This window comes from Paracoccus sp. NFXS7 (genome assembly GCF_040148865.1).
Classification (GTDB): Bacteria; Pseudomonadota; Alphaproteobacteria; order Rhodobacterales; family Rhodobacteraceae; genus Paracoccus; species Paracoccus marcusii.
In genome coordinates this window covers 21,181-36,309 of the sequence record NZ_JAKEKV010000016.1, presented here as the reverse complement: position 1 = coordinate 36,309, position 15,129 = coordinate 21,181, and the positions used below count along the sequence as shown (strand labels likewise).

The following is a 15,129-nucleotide window of genomic DNA, read 5'->3' as shown; positions in this document are numbered from 1 at the left end:
CGCCTGAAGGACTGGCGACGGGTCGCTACACGCTACGACCGATGCCCGAAGGTATTCCTATCCGCCGTCGCCCTCGCAGCAACCGTCATGTTCTGGCTATGAAACGAGAACGAGTCCTGACCCTAGCACGGCGATTTGCGGTCTCGCGCTGGCCGGTCGAGCAGGCGTTGAAGAAGTTGGCCCGGACCGGGCAGGTCCGCCATGAACCGAACCGCGGCTTTTTTGTGCGCCATGACGGCCCCGCGGCGCCCGCGACGGCGCCCGACCCCGTCCACGCGGCTTATCTGCGTCTGGCCTTCATGCTGACCGAACAGGCCTTCGGCCCGCAGGTCACCGAACAGCAGATCCGCGACCGGTTCGCCCTGACCAAGCGGCAGACGCTGGAGCTGATGGGCCGCTTGGTCCGTGAAGGGATTGCCGAAAAGCGGGCTGGATATGGCTGGAACATCAACACGGAGCTGATTGCTCCGGACGCGCTGGCCCATACCACGCAGATGCGGCTGATCCTGGAACCCGCCGCACTGCGCCTGCCCGGCTATCAGCTGCCCAAGGGCGACATCGCCCGCCTGCGCCGCGTCGAGGATGACCTTCTGGGAGGCACTATCGACCTTGCCCCGCCCGACACGTTGTACCTGCGCGGCGCCCAGTTCCATGAGGCGCTCATGGCGGGCGCGGGCAATCCCTTCATGCTGCAGGCGCTGATGCGGGTGAACCGGGTACGGCGGCTGCTGACCTATCGCGCGATGAACGACCGCGAGCGCTATTACCGGCAGTCGCGCGAGCATATGGCTATTCTTGATCTGATCGAGGCCGGCGATCACTCCGCCGCCGCCCGGCAGATGGAGGCACATCTGCGCAAGGTGCGCCACAGCCTATCAACGCTCGGCTTCATCGCGGCGCAGGACGTGGCCTCAGCGCAATCCGACTAGGGATGATGATTGCAACAGCGCTCGCTGTTCCAAACGGACACGTGCGGATGCATGCGCTGCCATCACCCGCGCTGATAGATTTTGCCGTAATTTCCTTGAATTGCCAGCGATACGGTTGCCGCAGCCGCTATCGCCATCATCTCACCGCCATCCTCTAGGGCGGTGAACACGACATCAGCCATCGGTCCCTCTATCATGATGTGGGCGATGTCGAAGACCACTGCGCAGAAGATCAGAATGGCTATCGGGTACACGATGCTCCTCAAGACAGTGCCGTCGCCACTGCGCCGGCCTCTGTAGGCCCACACCCCCAATGAAGCCAGGATTGCTGCCGCCAGGACCCAGGCCAGGAGTTCTCCCAGGTCTTTCTCCCGAAGACCAAAGAGCGCGGGAAGTTCGAACGCATGCGCGAGAATTATTCCCAACCGCTCGTGGTACTGGCAGGAGTCATCAAACCAGGCAAAGGCGAAGAACGAGAACAGGAACAGCGACAACCGGGATCTGGTCTTGTGGAACACATAGAGAAAGGATGTGAAGCAGATGAATAGCATCCCGTGATTGAGGTTCTCCGAGACTGAGTTGTCGCCTCCCAGGTTCACGAAGGAATGGATGACACCGGCAAACCCATCCTCGCCGTGTCCCTGCAAGAACATCATGCTGTACGTGATGATGTGGATCACGATGAGAACCAAGGCGACCCCCGCCAACAGCAACCCGACTTTCATAGCAGATTTGTCATCGATCACCCTGTACGGGACTGCGGAGCATTCATGCCGTCTGTTTGCTGTCTGATCGGTCAAGGGTGCTACTGTCTTTCTTCATCATCGGTCGCAGTGTGCGAGTGGTAATTGTATGCATATTTGATCGCAAGAATGCGGAGAGCAATGAGTCTATAGCCTCTGGACGGATATTCCAACAATCGCGTCAAGCTCTCTTGATCGACGTCCCTGCTGCACCACCAATGTGATCTCCGGTCCAAGCGCTGCCGACCACCCATCGACGTCATTCGAAGTTTAGCCTAGCCAAATGCGTGAACTGTGTGGTTCACTACACGTCTCGCGTGCATTCCAGCTGGAGGAGCAACTCATGACGATCATCGACGCCCAAGTCTGCGCTGTCCTGCAAAGAATGGCTCAGACCTGTGCAGATGCGCAGGTCGAGCAGGCCTATGTCCGTAAGATGGTGTTCAACAGCAAAGTGAGGGTCGTATCGGATAAGTGCCCCACGACCTGGCGTATCAACTAGACGCCTGAGCCCACGGTCCGGCGTATCGCCCGACATCAGCGAAGGTCGAGCGGGACGGTATGTTTGCCATCCCACTCGGCCAGTCGCGTCCCGAGGTGGATCACGTAGCGCGCAACGGGGCTGTGGGCATCATCGAGAGCCAAATGAGCGTCCAGTGCGAGATAGACCGCTATGGCGCTCTGGTATTCAGCGGCGGAGGTGATCTCCGCCGCACCGCCGAAGTGGTCGAGACAGGCAAGGATGCCACCGACTTGCGCCTCGGACACGCCCGCAGCGAGAAGCCTGTCGCGCAGATCTCGATCAATCATCGCCCACCTAGAGGGCACTGGGGTTTGCAGCCCCGTCCAGAGGCCTGTTGCCTGGTCATCAGCGGTCTTCTCCCTTGCCGCGATGCCAGATAGTCCTTCCCACCGTTGTAAGGTCAATGTGTCCACGGATGTGTGATCCGTCTTGACCGATTCTTCGGCCGCGATCTTAACTGCCGCGGTATTGGTGAGGGAGCCGAAAGCCATGAATATCGGCGACGCCTCCGCATGCTCCGGGGTCTCTGCAAAGATGATCCGCTATTACGAGCAGATCGGCCTGATCCCGCCTGCTGCGCGGACGGCTTCGGGCTATCGCGATTATGATCCGCGCGACGTTCACATCCTTCGGTTCATCGCTCGCGCCCGCGATCTCGGATTTTCCATCAACGAGATATCCGAGTTGCTCGACCTGTGGCGCAGCACGGACAGGCGCAGCGCGGATGTAAAGGCGTTGGCGCAGGCTAAGGTCGATGACATGCGACGCAAGATCGCCGATCTGCAGGTGATGGCCGACACGCTCGAAACGCTGGTCGGCACCTGTGCCGGCGATGATCGTCCGAACTGTCCGATCCTGCAGGAGCTGGAAACGGCGGATGCAAATATGTCCCCGATGACATCGCGTCAGGCACCCGGCGCCGTTCCGGTCGGCCGCCTCGCGCATCTGTCCGGCACTCTCAAACAGGGCCAATCCACCGCTTGACCGGATCTGTTCAGCCCTTGTTCGCCATGGAGGGTGGTGCGTAACATTTAAAAGCGGGCGCCTGTGAGGCGCCCGCAGTCAAATTCGTGTATGTTCAGCCATTCCGCAGCACCAGCGCTGCAGGTGCCTGCTGTCACAGGATGCCACGATCCCGCGTCGGATCAGCCACAAGGGGCGAGGTCGCCGACGTTCCCGTCTGGCCAGCCGACGCGACGCGCAGATTGTTCTGGACGTGCTTCACACCCGAAGCGCGCTCGGCGACGTCCTCGGCGTGACGCTTGGCAAAGCGCTCCGGAACGGTACCGGTCAGCGTGACCTCGCCGTCTTGTACCATCACCTCGATGTCGGATGCGTCCAGCTGGCCGTCATCCATCAGGCGTTCGCTGACGTCTTCCTTGATCCGCTCGTCCGACCGGATATAGCCCTTCGGCCCGGTGCCGCGATGCTTGTCCATCTCACGACGGCGGCTCGCATCCTCGTCGCCGAACCACGAAGCCACCTCATCACCGGCCCGATCGAGGAAACCGCGGTCATCGTCCTGCTCGACGCGTCCACGCCCGTAGGACTGATCGCCGCGTCCATAGCCGCTGTTCGAGACAGAGCGATCATGGGACCACCCGGTCCGCGGATCCGCGCTCAAGCCGCCACGACGGCCATGGCCATCATCGTCCCGTCCATAACCGCCGGTCTGTCCGTATCCACGATCGTAGTTCGCCGACCGATTGCCGACGCTGTAGCGGTCGCGGTTTTCCCGAACCTCGTCCATGTCGCGGCGGCGCTCTGCCTGGCCATCGCCGACCCACGACTTGACCTCATCGGTGGCCTTGTCTGTCCAGTCCCGCGAGTTGCGGTTCATGTCGCGGTTGCCATAGTCCTGGCTGGGGCGACCCATGCGATCGCGGTCGTTGTATTCGTTAGCCATAGCGTGTCCTCCTCAAAACACGGGTGCCAAGCGGCACCTCAGATGCGGGAGAAACAGCGGCTCAACCGAGAGCGTTCCGGCACATAAATGTTATCGGCGGGAAGCAGGTTTCTCCACACCAGGCCGGCGGGCGTTACTGACCTTGGCACTTTGAGATGCGCCTGACAGCACACGGGCAATCGCCACCTGCATGTCGAGCTTCTCACGCACGTTTCGATATGCAGCGTTGTGCGAATAGGCAGTCAGAGCATTATCGATAAGGACCCAGTCCTCTAAAGACATGGCCAGGCGAAACATCACGTCATCCGACATACGGCGCATACTGGTTACCTTGGTTACGCTGAACAACTACAGGGTGAAGATATGCCGTTCTTGCACATTGTGAAGTTGGCTATTCGGACAGCCTATATTCAAGACGGATGTGGGCGGGCAAAAATACGACTGCGTAACAGTCAACTTCGTTCACCAGCGTGCAGCGAAACCAGAGGTCCTTGCACGAAAAGCACCTGCAGCCGCGGACCTCAGAGAGGGGAAAGTGGCTTCCGAAAGATCCGCTCAAGATCACTGGCATCGTAGAGGCTCGGCGATGTGTCCAACCTTGCCGAGGTCAACGCAACGCATCTAGAAGTGAAAAGCTCTCCTGATATCACTAGGCGAATGGCCAATGCTTATGGTAATTTTTTTGCGTCCCACGAGCTGAAAGGGCCCCGGTCCATCGGGGCCCTTTTTCAGTCCAGGCTGGTTCTGGTTTCGACGCCGGGATCTCAATGACGTTGAAGTTAGAAAAAATAGTGGCTGTGGTTTCCCACAGCCGCCGCCTATCCCCAGGCAATCTTTCACAGGCATCACCTTAAATTTCCGTTTTCTCTCGTACACGACTTGTGGCGCGCGACCGTCGACATAATCGCCATCGCAAAAAGGTACGGCCGGGCAGCCATTCGCGTCGATTACGAGTGGCTGCCCGGAGGCTCAGTAGGTTTCGACAACGGCGCTATACTCGCCGCGCACATTGATGGTCATGGTGATCGGTGTGCTGTCGCGGTTTCGCCAGAACCAGCCGTGATCACCGGCGAAGGGCGCCTCGATGCTGCCCTCGCCGTCGGTCGCGCCGCTGCCGCGCTCGTAGTCGATGGACTCACCACCGCTATGGGCGTGGAGGTCAAAGTTGACCCGACCGCCTTCGGCGGTCCATGCGTATTCGGCCACATCTCCAGCCGCCATTGTCAGCTTGATCTCGGCTGTGTCGCCCGGCTGCAGCGTAAAGGTCACGGTGTCCGTCCAAGTGTGCGGCGCCTCTTGCGCATAAGCCGTGCCGACGAGCAGACCCATCACGCTATCCAGGACGCTCGACGTCTGGTCCGGAGAGGGCTGCTCAATGGCGCGCTGTTCGTCCAGCAGACGATCCGCCTCGGCCTCGGCAGCAAGCTGGACCTTGATCTCGCCCATCTCGGTCAGGCCGATGACCCGGCCTATCCCGGTCGGGTCGATGGCGTATTCAGCAGGAAGATAGACTGTGACCGCGATCAGCGCCGCACCGATGCTGGCCAGGATCGTGGAGCGGCGCAGTTGCGCCTTGGTGGGCAGCTCATCGATGTTGGGTTTGGGTGCGTTATGCATGGGAATATCCAATCTATGCAGTGGTGGAAGCGATGTAGCCGGCGACCTGATTGAAGGTCAGCCAGATGCCCAGGACCATCATCACCACGTTGGCGATGGTGGCCTGGCGCAGGAAGTTGGGGCTGCGACGCCAGTAGCCCATGACGATCAGGATCACGGCCAAGGCCAGTAGCTGGCCGACCTCGACGCCAACGTTAAAGGCCAACAGGTTGGCCAGAAGCCCATCCTGCGGGATGTCATAGTCGAGGATCTTCGTGGCCAGGCCCGTGCCGTGGAACAGGCCGAAGATCAGCGTGGCGACCTTGGTATCGGGCTGGAACCCGAACCATTTCTGGTAGGCGCCAAGGTTGTCCAGTGCCTTGTAGACCACGGACAGGCCGATGATCGCGTCGATGATGTAGGCGTTGATGCCCCAGCCATACCAGACGCCCAGCAGCATCGTCACCGAATGGCCGATGGCGAACAGGCTGACATAGATGCCGACATCCTTCATCCGGTAGAGGAAGAACACCACGCCCAGCAGGAACAGGATGTGGTCGTAGCCGGTCACCATGTGCTTGGCGCCAAGGTAGATGAAGGGGATGATCTGCACCCCCCAGATTTCCTGGATATAGCCCGCGTCACCGGCGGTGACGTTATGGGCAAGAGCTTGGGCGGCCGTCAGCAGGACTGCCGCCAGCAGGATCAGGGTCAGCGCGACCGGTTGGCGTGGTGCCAAGGCGCGCAGGACCCCCGAGGTCGAGGTCATGGAAAAGTCTCCGGTAAGGGTCTGTCTGTTCGGATACACCGCGCGGTGGCGGCACCGATCAGGCCCGCGGAGGTCGCTCGATAAGATAGACCCGCTGCGGTCCTTCCCATGACGCCCGCAGCCGGAACGTATCGCGCCAAGCCACCCTTGGGTGCGCACCGGCGCCGGGGACAAGCATGGCCTGGCTGTGATCATGGTCGGCCACGTCATGGCTGTGACCGTGCAGCGCCCAGACAAGATCCTCTTCGAACCCGTGCGAGTGGCCATGATCAGCGATCATGTCGGTATGCTCGGCCACCACTTCGAAGACGGAAGGGACATGGCTAGCGCTTGGCGCAAGGGACCAGACGACAAGCGACAGGCAGACGAGGGCTGCAAGCACGCTGTGCATCAATGTCCGAACCTGTTTCACCGGCCTGCCCGTCGTTTCGCGGCGCGCTGATCACACCGTCTTGTTCTATCCCCCAGGGGGGGATAGCCTGACTGTATGTCACACCCGCATGTTCACGCAACCCACCCCGCCCTGGTCGCCCGGCTGAAACGTGCCGAAGGTCATCTGCGCCATGTCATCGGCATGATCGAGGGACAGCAGCCCTGCCTCGACATCGCCCGCCAGCTGGCGGCGGTGGAAAGTGCTGTGACCTCTGCCAAGCGGGCGCTCATCCACAATCATATCGACCACTGCCTGGTCCACGACGCGGCGAAGACACTGGACGAGATGAAGGCGATCACCAAGCTGCTGTAAGGACACTCCATGCTGGCCATCCTGCGCGACCGCACCTATCGACATCTGTTCGCGGCGCAGGTGATCGCGCTGCTGGGCACCGGGCTAATGACCGTGGCCCTGGGCCTTCTGGCCTACGATCTGGCCGGGGCGGATGCGGGGGCGGTGCTGGGCACCGCGCTGGCGATCAAGATGATTGCTTATGTCGGCGTCGCGCCGGTGGCGCAGGCATTCACGGATCGCCTGCCGCGCCGGTCGGCCCTTGTCGCGCTGGACCTAGTCCGGGGGGCCATTGCGCTGTGCCTGCCCTTCGTGACCGAGATCTGGCAGATCTACCTGCTGATCTTCCTGCTGCAGGCCGCCTCAGCCGCATTCACCCCGACATTCCAGGCGACCATTCCAGACATCCTGCCCAAAGAGGAGGATTATACCCGCGCCCTGTCGCTCTCGCGCCTTGCCTACGATTTGGAAAGCCTCGTCTCGCCCATGCTGGCAGCGGCGCTTCTGAGCGTCATCAGCTTTCACAGCCTGTTTGCCGGGACAGTCGTCGGGTTTTTCGCCTCGGCTGCGCTGGTCCTCAGCGTCCGTCTGCCCTCACTGCAGCCAGCGGCAAGGCGCGGGGTCTGGGACCGGACCACGCGGGGCATCCGCCTATATCTGGCGACCCCGCGTCTGCGCGGATTGCTGGCGATCAGTCTGGCCGTCGCTGCGGCCGGATCGATGGTGATCGTGAACACGGTCGTGCTGGTCAAGGCAGGGTTCGGTCTGTCGGAGCCAGAGGTGGCGCTGGCCCTGGCAGCGTTCGGTGCGGGATCGATGGTCGCCGCCCTGACCCTGCCGCGTCTTCTGGACCGACTGTCGGACAGGCCGGTGATGATCGCAGGTGCCGCGGCCTTGATTGTCGGAACTGCCTCCGGGATGGTCGTGGGTAGTTATGGCGCGCTGCTGGTCCTGTGGCTGATCCTGGGCTTCGGCTATTCTGTCGCGCAGACGCCAGCGGGCCGATTGCTGCGCCGGTCTGCCCATGCCGAGGACCGTCCTGCAATCTTTGCCGCTCAGTTCGCGCTGTCTCATGCCTGCTGGCTGATCTGCTATCCCTTGGCCGGATACCTGGGCGCGCGCGCGGGCATGACAGCCGCCTTTGGTGCCATGGCGATCATCGACCTGATCGGGCTGGCCTTGGCGTGGCGTTTGTGGCCTGCGGGTGATCCGACAGATGTCGCGCATGATCATTCGAGCCTGCCGGTTGATCATCCGCATCTGCGTGAACATGGAGGAATGGGGCGGCATCACCACCCCTTGGTAATCGACGATCTGCACAGGCGATGGCCGGTGGGTCCGTGAGGTCGAGGTAGTGTCCTTGCGCTAGTGACCCAGAATGGTGACCTTGATCAGCATCCAGACCGCCATCGCAATCATCATCAGGTTCTCAGTCAGAGAAACGAAACCCAAGGGCACATTGCTGTCGCCGCCGACACAGGCGCACTTGATCTCTCGCTTGTCGACATAGACGGCCTTGTAGACCGATATCGCGCCGATGATGCCGATGAACAGCGCCACCGGGATCGACAGCCACATCAGCGCGCCCGCGACCATCAGGATTCCCGCCAAGCCTTCGGCGAAGGGGTAGACGTATCCGTAACGTACCCATCTCTGCGCGAGCAGATCATAGTTTAGGAACATCGTGGCGAAGCTTTCCACGTCTTTCAGCTTCTGCAGGGCCAGCAGACACATCGCGAAGGCCACGAACCATTCCGCTGCGGCCAGGGTGATCAAATGACCAAACGCGGCCCAGCTGGTGGCCAGCGCCATCGCGGCGGCCATCGCGAACAGCGCGATCACCGGACGATAGGTCGTTGCGGTCTTGTCGCGGACAGTCTTGCCGAAATGACGCCGCAGGTCATCGTAGCCACCGATCCGCTGACCATCGATGAAGGTCTGCGGCGTGGTCCCCACGTCATGCTGTTCCTTGAAGCTATCGACCTCGGCTCGGGTGACCAGATGATGGTCCTCGACGCGGTAGCCTTCGCGTCGGAGCAGGTCCAAAGACTTGAGGCCGTAGGGGCACATATGCTTGGTCATCACCATGCGATGGAGGGTGGCGGTTTTCGTATCCGACAGGGTCATCATCAACCTCGGTGGCTTGAAAAGACCTGGGTGTCAGACCCGGTCCAAAGAATGACATCATAAGGATCGCGCTGCTCGCCCATCTCCATGCCGGGCGATCCGATTGGCATGCCGGGCACTGCTAGGCCCTCGGCCTTCGGGCGCCGGTCCAGCAGGGTCCGGATATCGGCGGCGGGCACATGGCCTTCAATGACATAGCCATCAATCAGGGCTGTGTGGCAGGAACGGAGAGGCGTCGGCACGGCATGGCGGTCCTTCACGACCTGCATGTCGTCTGTCATCACCACATCAACGAGAAAGCCGTGGTTCTGAAGGTGCGCGACCCATGCGCCGCAGCATCCACAATCAGGCGCGCGGAACACTCGTGCCCGGACCGGTGGCTGATTGGCACGTGTCATTGCCGGAGTGGCCAAAAGGCACACCGCCAGCGCTGTCGTGAACATCCGTCGATCGATCATCAGCCAATCCTTTCCTTGAAACCCTTTTCGGGCGGCCTGCGGGACGCGGTGCCTTCACCCGTCTCCGACGTTTCAAGCCGTTGCAGGATCGGACAATTCGGACGCTCGTTGCCGGCGCAGGCATTCGCCAGATCCTCAAGGGTGTCGGCCATGTCCTGCAGATGGGCGATCTTGTGGCGCAGGTCCCGGACCCGGGCCTGCGCCAGGGACTTCACGTCGGCGCTGCGCCTGTCCTTGTCACGCCAGAGATCCAGCAGTTCGGTGATCTCAGCGATGGAAAAGCCCAGATCGCGGGCGCGGGCGATGAACCGTAGCATATGGACATCGCACGGTTCGTATTCCCGATAGCCCGAGGCGGTTCGACTGGCATTCGGGATCACACCTATCTGTTCGTAGTAGCGGATCATCTTAGCCGATACGCCCGAGCGACTGGCGGCATCTCCGATGTTCATGACAAGGCTCCGTCGTTGAGATGACAAGGACATGGGGCTTCCCATCATGGGAAGGTCAAGGGCTCGATGTCTAAATCCTGGCACCATTGACCTTACAACGATGGGAAGGACTATCTGGAGTGAAGTAAGAGGAGAGCACTGCCATGAAGACATTCGTCCCTATCCTGCTGACCGTCCTTGCCATGACCACGCCAAGCCTTGCACAGCAGACAATGGATCACTCGGCCCATGGCGAAATGGCGCAGATGGACCATTCTAACCATGGTGACATGGACCCGTCGGGGGCGCAGCCCGATGATACACCTGCGACGACCGCCTATCGCGCGGCAATGGTCGACATGCACATGAACATGGACGTCGAATACACCAACGACGCGGATGTGGATTTCATGCGGGGCATGATCCCCCATCATCAGGGCGCCATCGATATGGCCCGCATCGTCCTGGAGCACGGCTCGGACCCGGAGGTGCGCGCCTTGGCCGAGGAGGTCATCACGGCGCAAGAGGCAGAAATCAAGATGATGGAGGCGTGGTTGGCCGAGCAAGACGGCTGATCGCCCGCTTTGCACAGCACGAGGACAGGACGCGGCAGCAGTGGTGGGAGATCAGCCTGTCCACAGTCATCTGCGCGGATGGCCCCCGGCACCAGACACAGATCGGCAGCAAGGTCGACCTCAGACCGGACATCTCGAATGACCGAAGTGCCGGTCATGCCAACCATCCAAACAAGTCGCTCGGCGGAATTGGCGGTCGGCGCAGGATTGGGCGGCTCTCCCGTGGAAATTTCAGTGGATCGCGCACTATAGCTGACGCGTCGTGTGGCGGTCGAAGGCCCCATGCGCTTGAGATGAACCATGCCGTCCGTGGAGATTAAGGCGAAGTGTCCAAGCTTCCCCGGGTCGCCGCGACGCTTCAAGAAGCGAATAGCTTTGCTGATAATCCGAGGCGGAAGGCTGAAGAACGTGGTATTTTTACAGGGTCCCACGAGCTGAAAGGGCCCCGGATGTATCGGGGCCCTTTTTCAGTTCGGGCTGGTTCTTGTTTCGGAGCGAGGTTTTGCCTGTACCAACACAATAAAAAAAATGGCGGCTGCGGTCGCCCACAGCCGCCGCCTGTCCGGAGGCGATCTCTCACATTCGTCACGCTAGATTTCCACGTTCTCTTGTGCAAGACCTTCAGCGTGCAATCTCCAACTAAGTGGTTCGTGCAAAAAGGTGGCCCCGTTCAGCGTTCTACTTTCCATGTGATGCCCTGCATTTGAGGGCATTCTCTTGAAATCTTGGGGTGGGCTGGTAGTCAGCACGGCATTCAATAACCGGGCGGCGTTGTTTCGCAGCGATCAGGATATCGAGGCAGTCAGATCGTTGTGGATCGCGGTCGCGGCAATGGCCCCCTGCCCCATCGCGACAGCGATCTGGTCCAGTCCGTCGATGACATCCCCGATTGCATAGACCCCATCCACACTGGTCTTGTGCTTTGAATCGATGGCGATATGGCCAGCGTCATCCAGATCGAGGCCAAGACGAATTGCCGGATCGGCGCGCGGGGTCGTTCCCAAAGCCACATAGAGTGTATCGAAATGGTGGGTATGCCCGTCCTGAAGGGTGAGAAGAACCTCTGTCTCGGACAGCGCAATGCCCATCAGCGCGGGCTGTAAAATACGGATGCCGTTTCGCGCGGTGACCGAAGAGCCGTCGGGAGAGATCAGGGTGACAAATGGGGAGTAGTGGCGGAGAAAGCTGGCCTCTTGTAGGCCGTGCTTGCCGCGCCCCAGAACCGCGATACGCTTGTCACGGACTTCATAGGCGTCGCAGACGGGACAATAGCGCAGGAGCCCTCGCGCCAATCCTTTTGCGTGATCGTCGGCAGCCATCGATGGCCGATGATTGAAGACCCCGGTCGCGAAGATCACGTTGCGTGCCAGTGCGATCCGTCGGTTGGCCACCACTCGGAACACGCCGCTCTGTTGCTCGACATTCTCGACTGTTCCGGCCTCGACCACCGCGCCATATCGCCGGGCGTGCGATAGCATCTGTCCCAGCAACTCCTGCCCCGAGATGCCGTCCGGGAACGGGGTCAGGTTATGTGTTCTGGGGATCATCAAGGCGCGCCCGTCCTGCCCATCGAATACAGTCACCCGACGCAGGAAACGGGCCAGATACAGCGCGGCCGTCAGTCCCGCAGGACCTCCGCCGATGATAACGCAATCCTGGATGTCGGACGTTTCCACTAGGGCAGGTTCCTTTGTCAGGTCACGGAGCCATCGCGGTGGCAATGCATGTGGCAGGCTTGGTCACAACCGATGAGGTCACAAATCTTAGTCTTGGTGGCACCTTGAGTATGGTGCAATCAGAAATAGGCGCGTCCTGCAGGTGTTTCTGATCCGTTTCCCAAAAGCTGCCTCTCATGATTTCACCGCGGGACGCCGCCCTTCTGGGTTCGCCCTTTCACCCCAAGTCCGGCCCGTTGTTTCTTCAGAGCGGCGATGACACGTTCTCGATGAGCTTGATCACCCCATCATCTGTCTTCGTAGCTCTTTGAGCCGAGCGCAGGCAATTGCTGCAGGCTCAATGCGCCCCGCGGGACATGACCACGGCGGGAATGGTCATGAAGATGATGCGCAGGTCCATCCATAGGCTCCAGTTCATGACGTAAAAGCGGTCAAGCTGCACACGCTCCAGATAGGTCGTGTTGCTGCGGCCGCTGATCTGCCAGAGGCCGGACAGCCCGGGCCGCGCCGACAGATAGTGCCGGGCGGAGCTGGCGTAGTAGTCCAGCTCTTCCCGCACGACCGGACGCGGGCCGACCAGGCTCATCTCTCCGGTCAGCACGTTCAGAAGCTGGGGCAGCTCGTCCAGGCTCAGCTTGCGCAGCACGGCGCCCAAAGGGGTCACGCGCGGATCGTCGACCAGCTTGCGCTGTTCGTACCACAGGGCCGCCTTGGCGGGGTGCTTGCGCAGATACTGTTCCAGGACGGTATCGCCGTTCACGACCATGGTGCGGAATTTCCAGCACCGGAACTCGCGGCCGCCAAAGCCGATGCGGCGGTGCCCATAGAGCAGCGGCCCTGAATCCGTCAGTTTCAGCACGATGACCAGCGCCAGGATCAACGGCGCCAGCAGCACCAGGCCAAGGACTGCCAGCGTGATGTCCAGCCCACGCTTGGCGATACCCCCGACGGGGACATCCCTGCCTTTGCGAAACCGATGCAGTCCCGCAAGTGCAGGATAGCCCGCAAGGGAGGGGTGATAGTCAGAGACTAAATCTCTTTGAGCACGGAGCATACGCATCGCAACAACTAACCTACTAACAAACAGGAAAACGTCCCGACAGGCTCGTACGGGCTTGGCCCATGAAGCAGTTCGATAAAATTTTATCAAACTGGTTTTTTTTAGTCAGGTTGTTCAGGATCGTAATAGACAGGTGCGGAGAAAGTCCTTCGATCAAGGGCAGAGGCTGGCCACACGACAGACCTGCGGCAGACGCATCAGCTGATCTGGCTGATTGCGACTGAACCAAAGATCAACTGGCCCGAGGAGTTCAGTGACCTTATTCCTGTACTCCGCAGCGAGGCCGCGATCGTCTGCTAAGTTTGGAGCGGGGCAAATCTTCACGATTTGCGTGCACGCTGTCGACTGATGGTGGGGGGAGGAGATCACGATGGATCAGACGCAAGCGCCGGCTCGCGGTGACAAGGAAAGTTCCGTTCCCCGTTTGGCGAACTGGGCCGTGATCGGCATCTTCCTGATCCTGGCATTCGCGGCGATCGCCGAAGGGCGTGACTTCCTGATGCCTGCCACAATGGCTGTGCTGCTCTTCTTCGTCTTCACGCCTTTGCGTCGACTTGCGGAACGACGTGGTCTGCCCAATGCCCTGACGGCCGCGGCAATAACCCTGTCGATCCTCCTGTCCGTTGGTGTGATCGCCTATGCAGCCAGTGGGCCGCTCAGCCAGGCGATGAGCCGGATGCCGGTGATCTCCTACCAGCTCAACCAGAAGTTCGACAGCCTGGGTGAAAGCCTGTCAGGTCTCCGCGAGGCGGCCAGGCGTATCGATGATGCCCAAGCTGCAGAGCCGGAACCCGGACAGCCGCCCATAATCCGCGTGGAGCAGGAGGGTGAGACCACTTTGGGAACCGTCATGAAAATGGCGCCCCTGCTCCTGGGCCAGGTCCTCTTCACGCTGATCCTGCTGTTCTTCATGATCGCGTCCGGCGACATGCTCCATCTCAAGATCGTCCAGAGCTTTGATCGGATGCGCGAGAAGAGGGGCGCCTACCTTGCATTGCGAAAGATCGAGGACTCGCTTGGAAATTATCTCGGCGCCATCACGATCATCAATGCCTGCCTGGGGCTGGCTGTTGGACTGACCATGTGGGCCTGGGGCATGCCAGGAGCGATCCTGTTCGGGGTCGGCGCTTTCCTCCTCAACTATATCCCGTACCTCGGCGCGATCGTCGGCGTGGCGATCTCGGCGTTCGTGGCTATGCTCGTCATGCCAGGATTGTTCTGGCCAGCAATGGTCGCGGGTTCGTATCTCACCCTCACCTCGCTGGAAGGCCAAATCATTACGCCCTACTTCGTGTCCCGACGTTTGCAGATGAACACCGTGGTCGTGTTTTTGGCCGTGGCTCTCTGGGCCTGGCTCTGGTCAGTGATCGGGATGATCATTGCCGTGCCGGTCCTCGTCGTCATGCGCGTTCTGGCAGAGCATGTGCCGGGATGGGAGAAGTTCGGAAACTTCCTGGCCGGTGATGCACCGCCTGTCCTGGACGAGGATGAAGCGGAAGCCGAGAGCCTTGTCGACGCAGGCGCTGGAGCCGAAGACGAGCCGGCGGCCCGGGTCGCGACGGAAGCCCTTGTCGCAGCGGAGACAAGTAAAGCTCACTGACGGAAGCACTGA

19 protein-coding genes and 1 pseudogene are annotated in these 15,129 nt (G+C 60.7%); 8 read left to right on the top strand and 12 right to left on the bottom strand.

The genetic code is table 11. The features are described 5' to 3' along the window. Together LZ686_RS17820 and LZ686_RS17815 are read left to right on the top strand one after the other, a co-directional pair. Positions 1 to 102: pseudogene (locus tag LZ686_RS17820) on the top strand (IS5/IS1182 family transposase); the annotation flags it as partial. After that, entirely contained in the window at positions 99 to 929 is an 831-nt protein-coding gene (locus LZ686_RS17815) for a GntR family transcriptional regulator (protein WP_349548638.1), read from the top strand. The pseudogene LZ686_RS17820 and the gene LZ686_RS17815, both read left to right, overlap by 4 nt. A gap of 62 nt (positions 930 to 991) precedes the next feature. Here the strand turns inward: LZ686_RS17815 and LZ686_RS17810 are convergent, their stop codons facing one another. Further along, on the bottom strand, positions 992 to 1,729 hold the full coding sequence (locus tag LZ686_RS17810) for a DUF8692 domain-containing protein (protein ID WP_176695204.1): 738 nt from the start codon (positions 1,727 to 1,729) through the stop codon (positions 992 to 994). Positions 1,730 to 2,015: 286 nt separating this feature from the next. On the opposite strand from LZ686_RS17810, the gene LZ686_RS17805 reads away from it, so the two are divergent. Continuing rightward, complete coding sequence (locus LZ686_RS17805; RefSeq protein WP_349548637.1) at positions 2,016 to 2,174, top strand: hypothetical protein; 159 nt, start codon at positions 2,016 to 2,018, stop codon at positions 2,172 to 2,174. Positions 2,175 to 2,209: 35 nt separating this feature from the next. Here LZ686_RS17805 and LZ686_RS17800 read toward each other — a convergent pair whose 3' ends face one another. Continuing rightward, a complete protein-coding gene (locus LZ686_RS17800) occupies positions 2,210 to 2,686 on the bottom strand; it encodes a hypothetical protein (RefSeq protein WP_349548636.1) in 477 nt (158 codons plus the stop codon). Between LZ686_RS17800 and cueR (LZ686_RS17795) the strand changes: the two genes are divergently transcribed. After that, positions 2,685 to 3,179: a Cu(I)-responsive transcriptional regulator gene (gene cueR, locus LZ686_RS17795; protein ID WP_349548635.1), complete on the top strand. Its 495-nt coding sequence runs from the start codon at positions 2,685 to 2,687 to the stop codon at positions 3,177 to 3,179. The genes LZ686_RS17800 and cueR (LZ686_RS17795) overlap by 2 nt on opposite strands. Before the next feature lie 133 nt (positions 3,180 to 3,312). On the opposite strand, the gene LZ686_RS17790 is transcribed toward cueR (LZ686_RS17795), so the two are convergent. From LZ686_RS17790 to LZ686_RS17770, 5 genes are all read right to left on the bottom strand, one after another. Further along, positions 3,313 to 4,101, bottom strand: coding sequence for an SWFGD domain-containing protein (locus LZ686_RS17790; protein ID WP_349548634.1), 789 nt, complete (start codon positions 4,099 to 4,101; stop codon positions 3,313 to 3,315). Between the two features lie 90 nt (positions 4,102 to 4,191). After that, on the bottom strand, positions 4,192 to 4,422 hold the full coding sequence (locus LZ686_RS17785) for a hypothetical protein (protein WP_349548633.1): 231 nt from the start codon (positions 4,420 to 4,422) through the stop codon (positions 4,192 to 4,194). Positions 4,423 to 5,070: 648 nt separating this feature from the next. After that, complete coding sequence (locus tag LZ686_RS17780; protein ID WP_349548632.1) at positions 5,071 to 5,718, bottom strand: transmembrane anchor protein; 648 nt, start codon at positions 5,716 to 5,718, stop codon at positions 5,071 to 5,073. Positions 5,719 to 5,731: 13 nt separating this feature from the next. Next, positions 5,732 to 6,466 (bottom strand): HupE/UreJ family protein, encoded by a 735-nt coding sequence (locus LZ686_RS17775; protein WP_042246643.1) that lies wholly within the window; start codon positions 6,464 to 6,466, stop codon positions 5,732 to 5,734. 58 nt (positions 6,467 to 6,524) lie between these two features. After that, positions 6,525 to 6,878, bottom strand: a complete 354-nt coding sequence (locus tag LZ686_RS17770; RefSeq protein ID WP_246071368.1) for a hypothetical protein — start codon at positions 6,876 to 6,878, stop codon at positions 6,525 to 6,527. Positions 6,879 to 6,953: 75 nt separating this feature from the next. On the opposite strand from LZ686_RS17770, the gene LZ686_RS17765 reads away from it, so the two are divergent. Then, positions 6,954 to 7,211: a metal-sensing transcriptional repressor gene (locus LZ686_RS17765; RefSeq protein WP_349548631.1), complete on the top strand. Its 258-nt coding sequence runs from the start codon at positions 6,954 to 6,956 to the stop codon at positions 7,209 to 7,211. 9 nt (positions 7,212 to 7,220) lie between these two features. Further along, complete coding sequence (locus LZ686_RS17760; protein WP_349548630.1) at positions 7,221 to 8,534, top strand: MFS transporter; 1,314 nt, start codon at positions 7,221 to 7,223, stop codon at positions 8,532 to 8,534. A 21-nt stretch (positions 8,535 to 8,555) separates the two neighbouring features. On the opposite strand, the gene LZ686_RS17755 is transcribed toward LZ686_RS17760, so the two are convergent. The 3 genes from LZ686_RS17755 to cueR (LZ686_RS17745) are packed head-to-tail and all read right to left on the bottom strand — an operon-like array spanning position 8,556 to position 10,227. Then, the gene (locus LZ686_RS17755; protein ID WP_218062308.1) at positions 8,556 to 9,317 is read right to left on the bottom strand and encodes a glutaredoxin family protein; all 762 of its coding nucleotides are present in this window, start codon (positions 9,315 to 9,317) and stop codon (positions 8,556 to 8,558) included. 2 nt (positions 9,318 to 9,319) lie between these two features. Further along, on the bottom strand, positions 9,320 to 9,775 hold the full coding sequence (locus LZ686_RS17750) for a DUF411 domain-containing protein (protein ID WP_349548629.1): 456 nt from the start codon (positions 9,773 to 9,775) through the stop codon (positions 9,320 to 9,322). Continuing rightward, positions 9,775 to 10,227: a Cu(I)-responsive transcriptional regulator gene (cueR, locus tag LZ686_RS17745; protein WP_349548628.1), complete on the bottom strand. Its 453-nt coding sequence runs from the start codon at positions 10,225 to 10,227 to the stop codon at positions 9,775 to 9,777. Before cueR (LZ686_RS17745) ends, LZ686_RS17750 begins: the two co-directional genes overlap by 1 nt. A gap of 143 nt (positions 10,228 to 10,370) precedes the next feature. Here cueR (LZ686_RS17745) and copM point away from each other — a divergent pair, with 143 nt between their 5' ends. Beyond that, on the top strand, positions 10,371 to 10,781 hold the full coding sequence (gene copM / locus LZ686_RS17740; RefSeq protein WP_139598910.1) for a CopM family metallochaperone: 411 nt from the start codon (positions 10,371 to 10,373) through the stop codon (positions 10,779 to 10,781). Between the two features lie 785 nt (positions 10,782 to 11,566). Here the strand turns inward: copM and LZ686_RS17735 are convergent. Together LZ686_RS17735 and LZ686_RS17730 are read right to left on the bottom strand one after the other, a co-directional pair. Next, positions 11,567 to 12,457, bottom strand: coding sequence for an NAD(P)/FAD-dependent oxidoreductase (locus LZ686_RS17735; protein WP_349548627.1), 891 nt, complete (start codon positions 12,455 to 12,457; stop codon positions 11,567 to 11,569). A gap of 337 nt (positions 12,458 to 12,794) precedes the next feature. Continuing rightward, on the bottom strand, positions 12,795 to 13,397 hold the full coding sequence (locus LZ686_RS17730; protein ID WP_502922029.1) for a sugar transferase: 603 nt from the start codon (positions 13,395 to 13,397) through the stop codon (positions 12,795 to 12,797). Between the two features lie 490 nt (positions 13,398 to 13,887). Here LZ686_RS17730 and LZ686_RS17725 point away from each other — a divergent pair, with 490 nt between their 5' ends. Beyond that, the gene (locus LZ686_RS17725; RefSeq protein WP_139598912.1) at positions 13,888 to 15,117 is read left to right on the top strand and encodes an AI-2E family transporter; all 1,230 of its coding nucleotides are present in this window, start codon (positions 13,888 to 13,890) and stop codon (positions 15,115 to 15,117) included. The last annotated feature ends 12 nt before the right edge of the window (positions 15,118 to 15,129 follow it).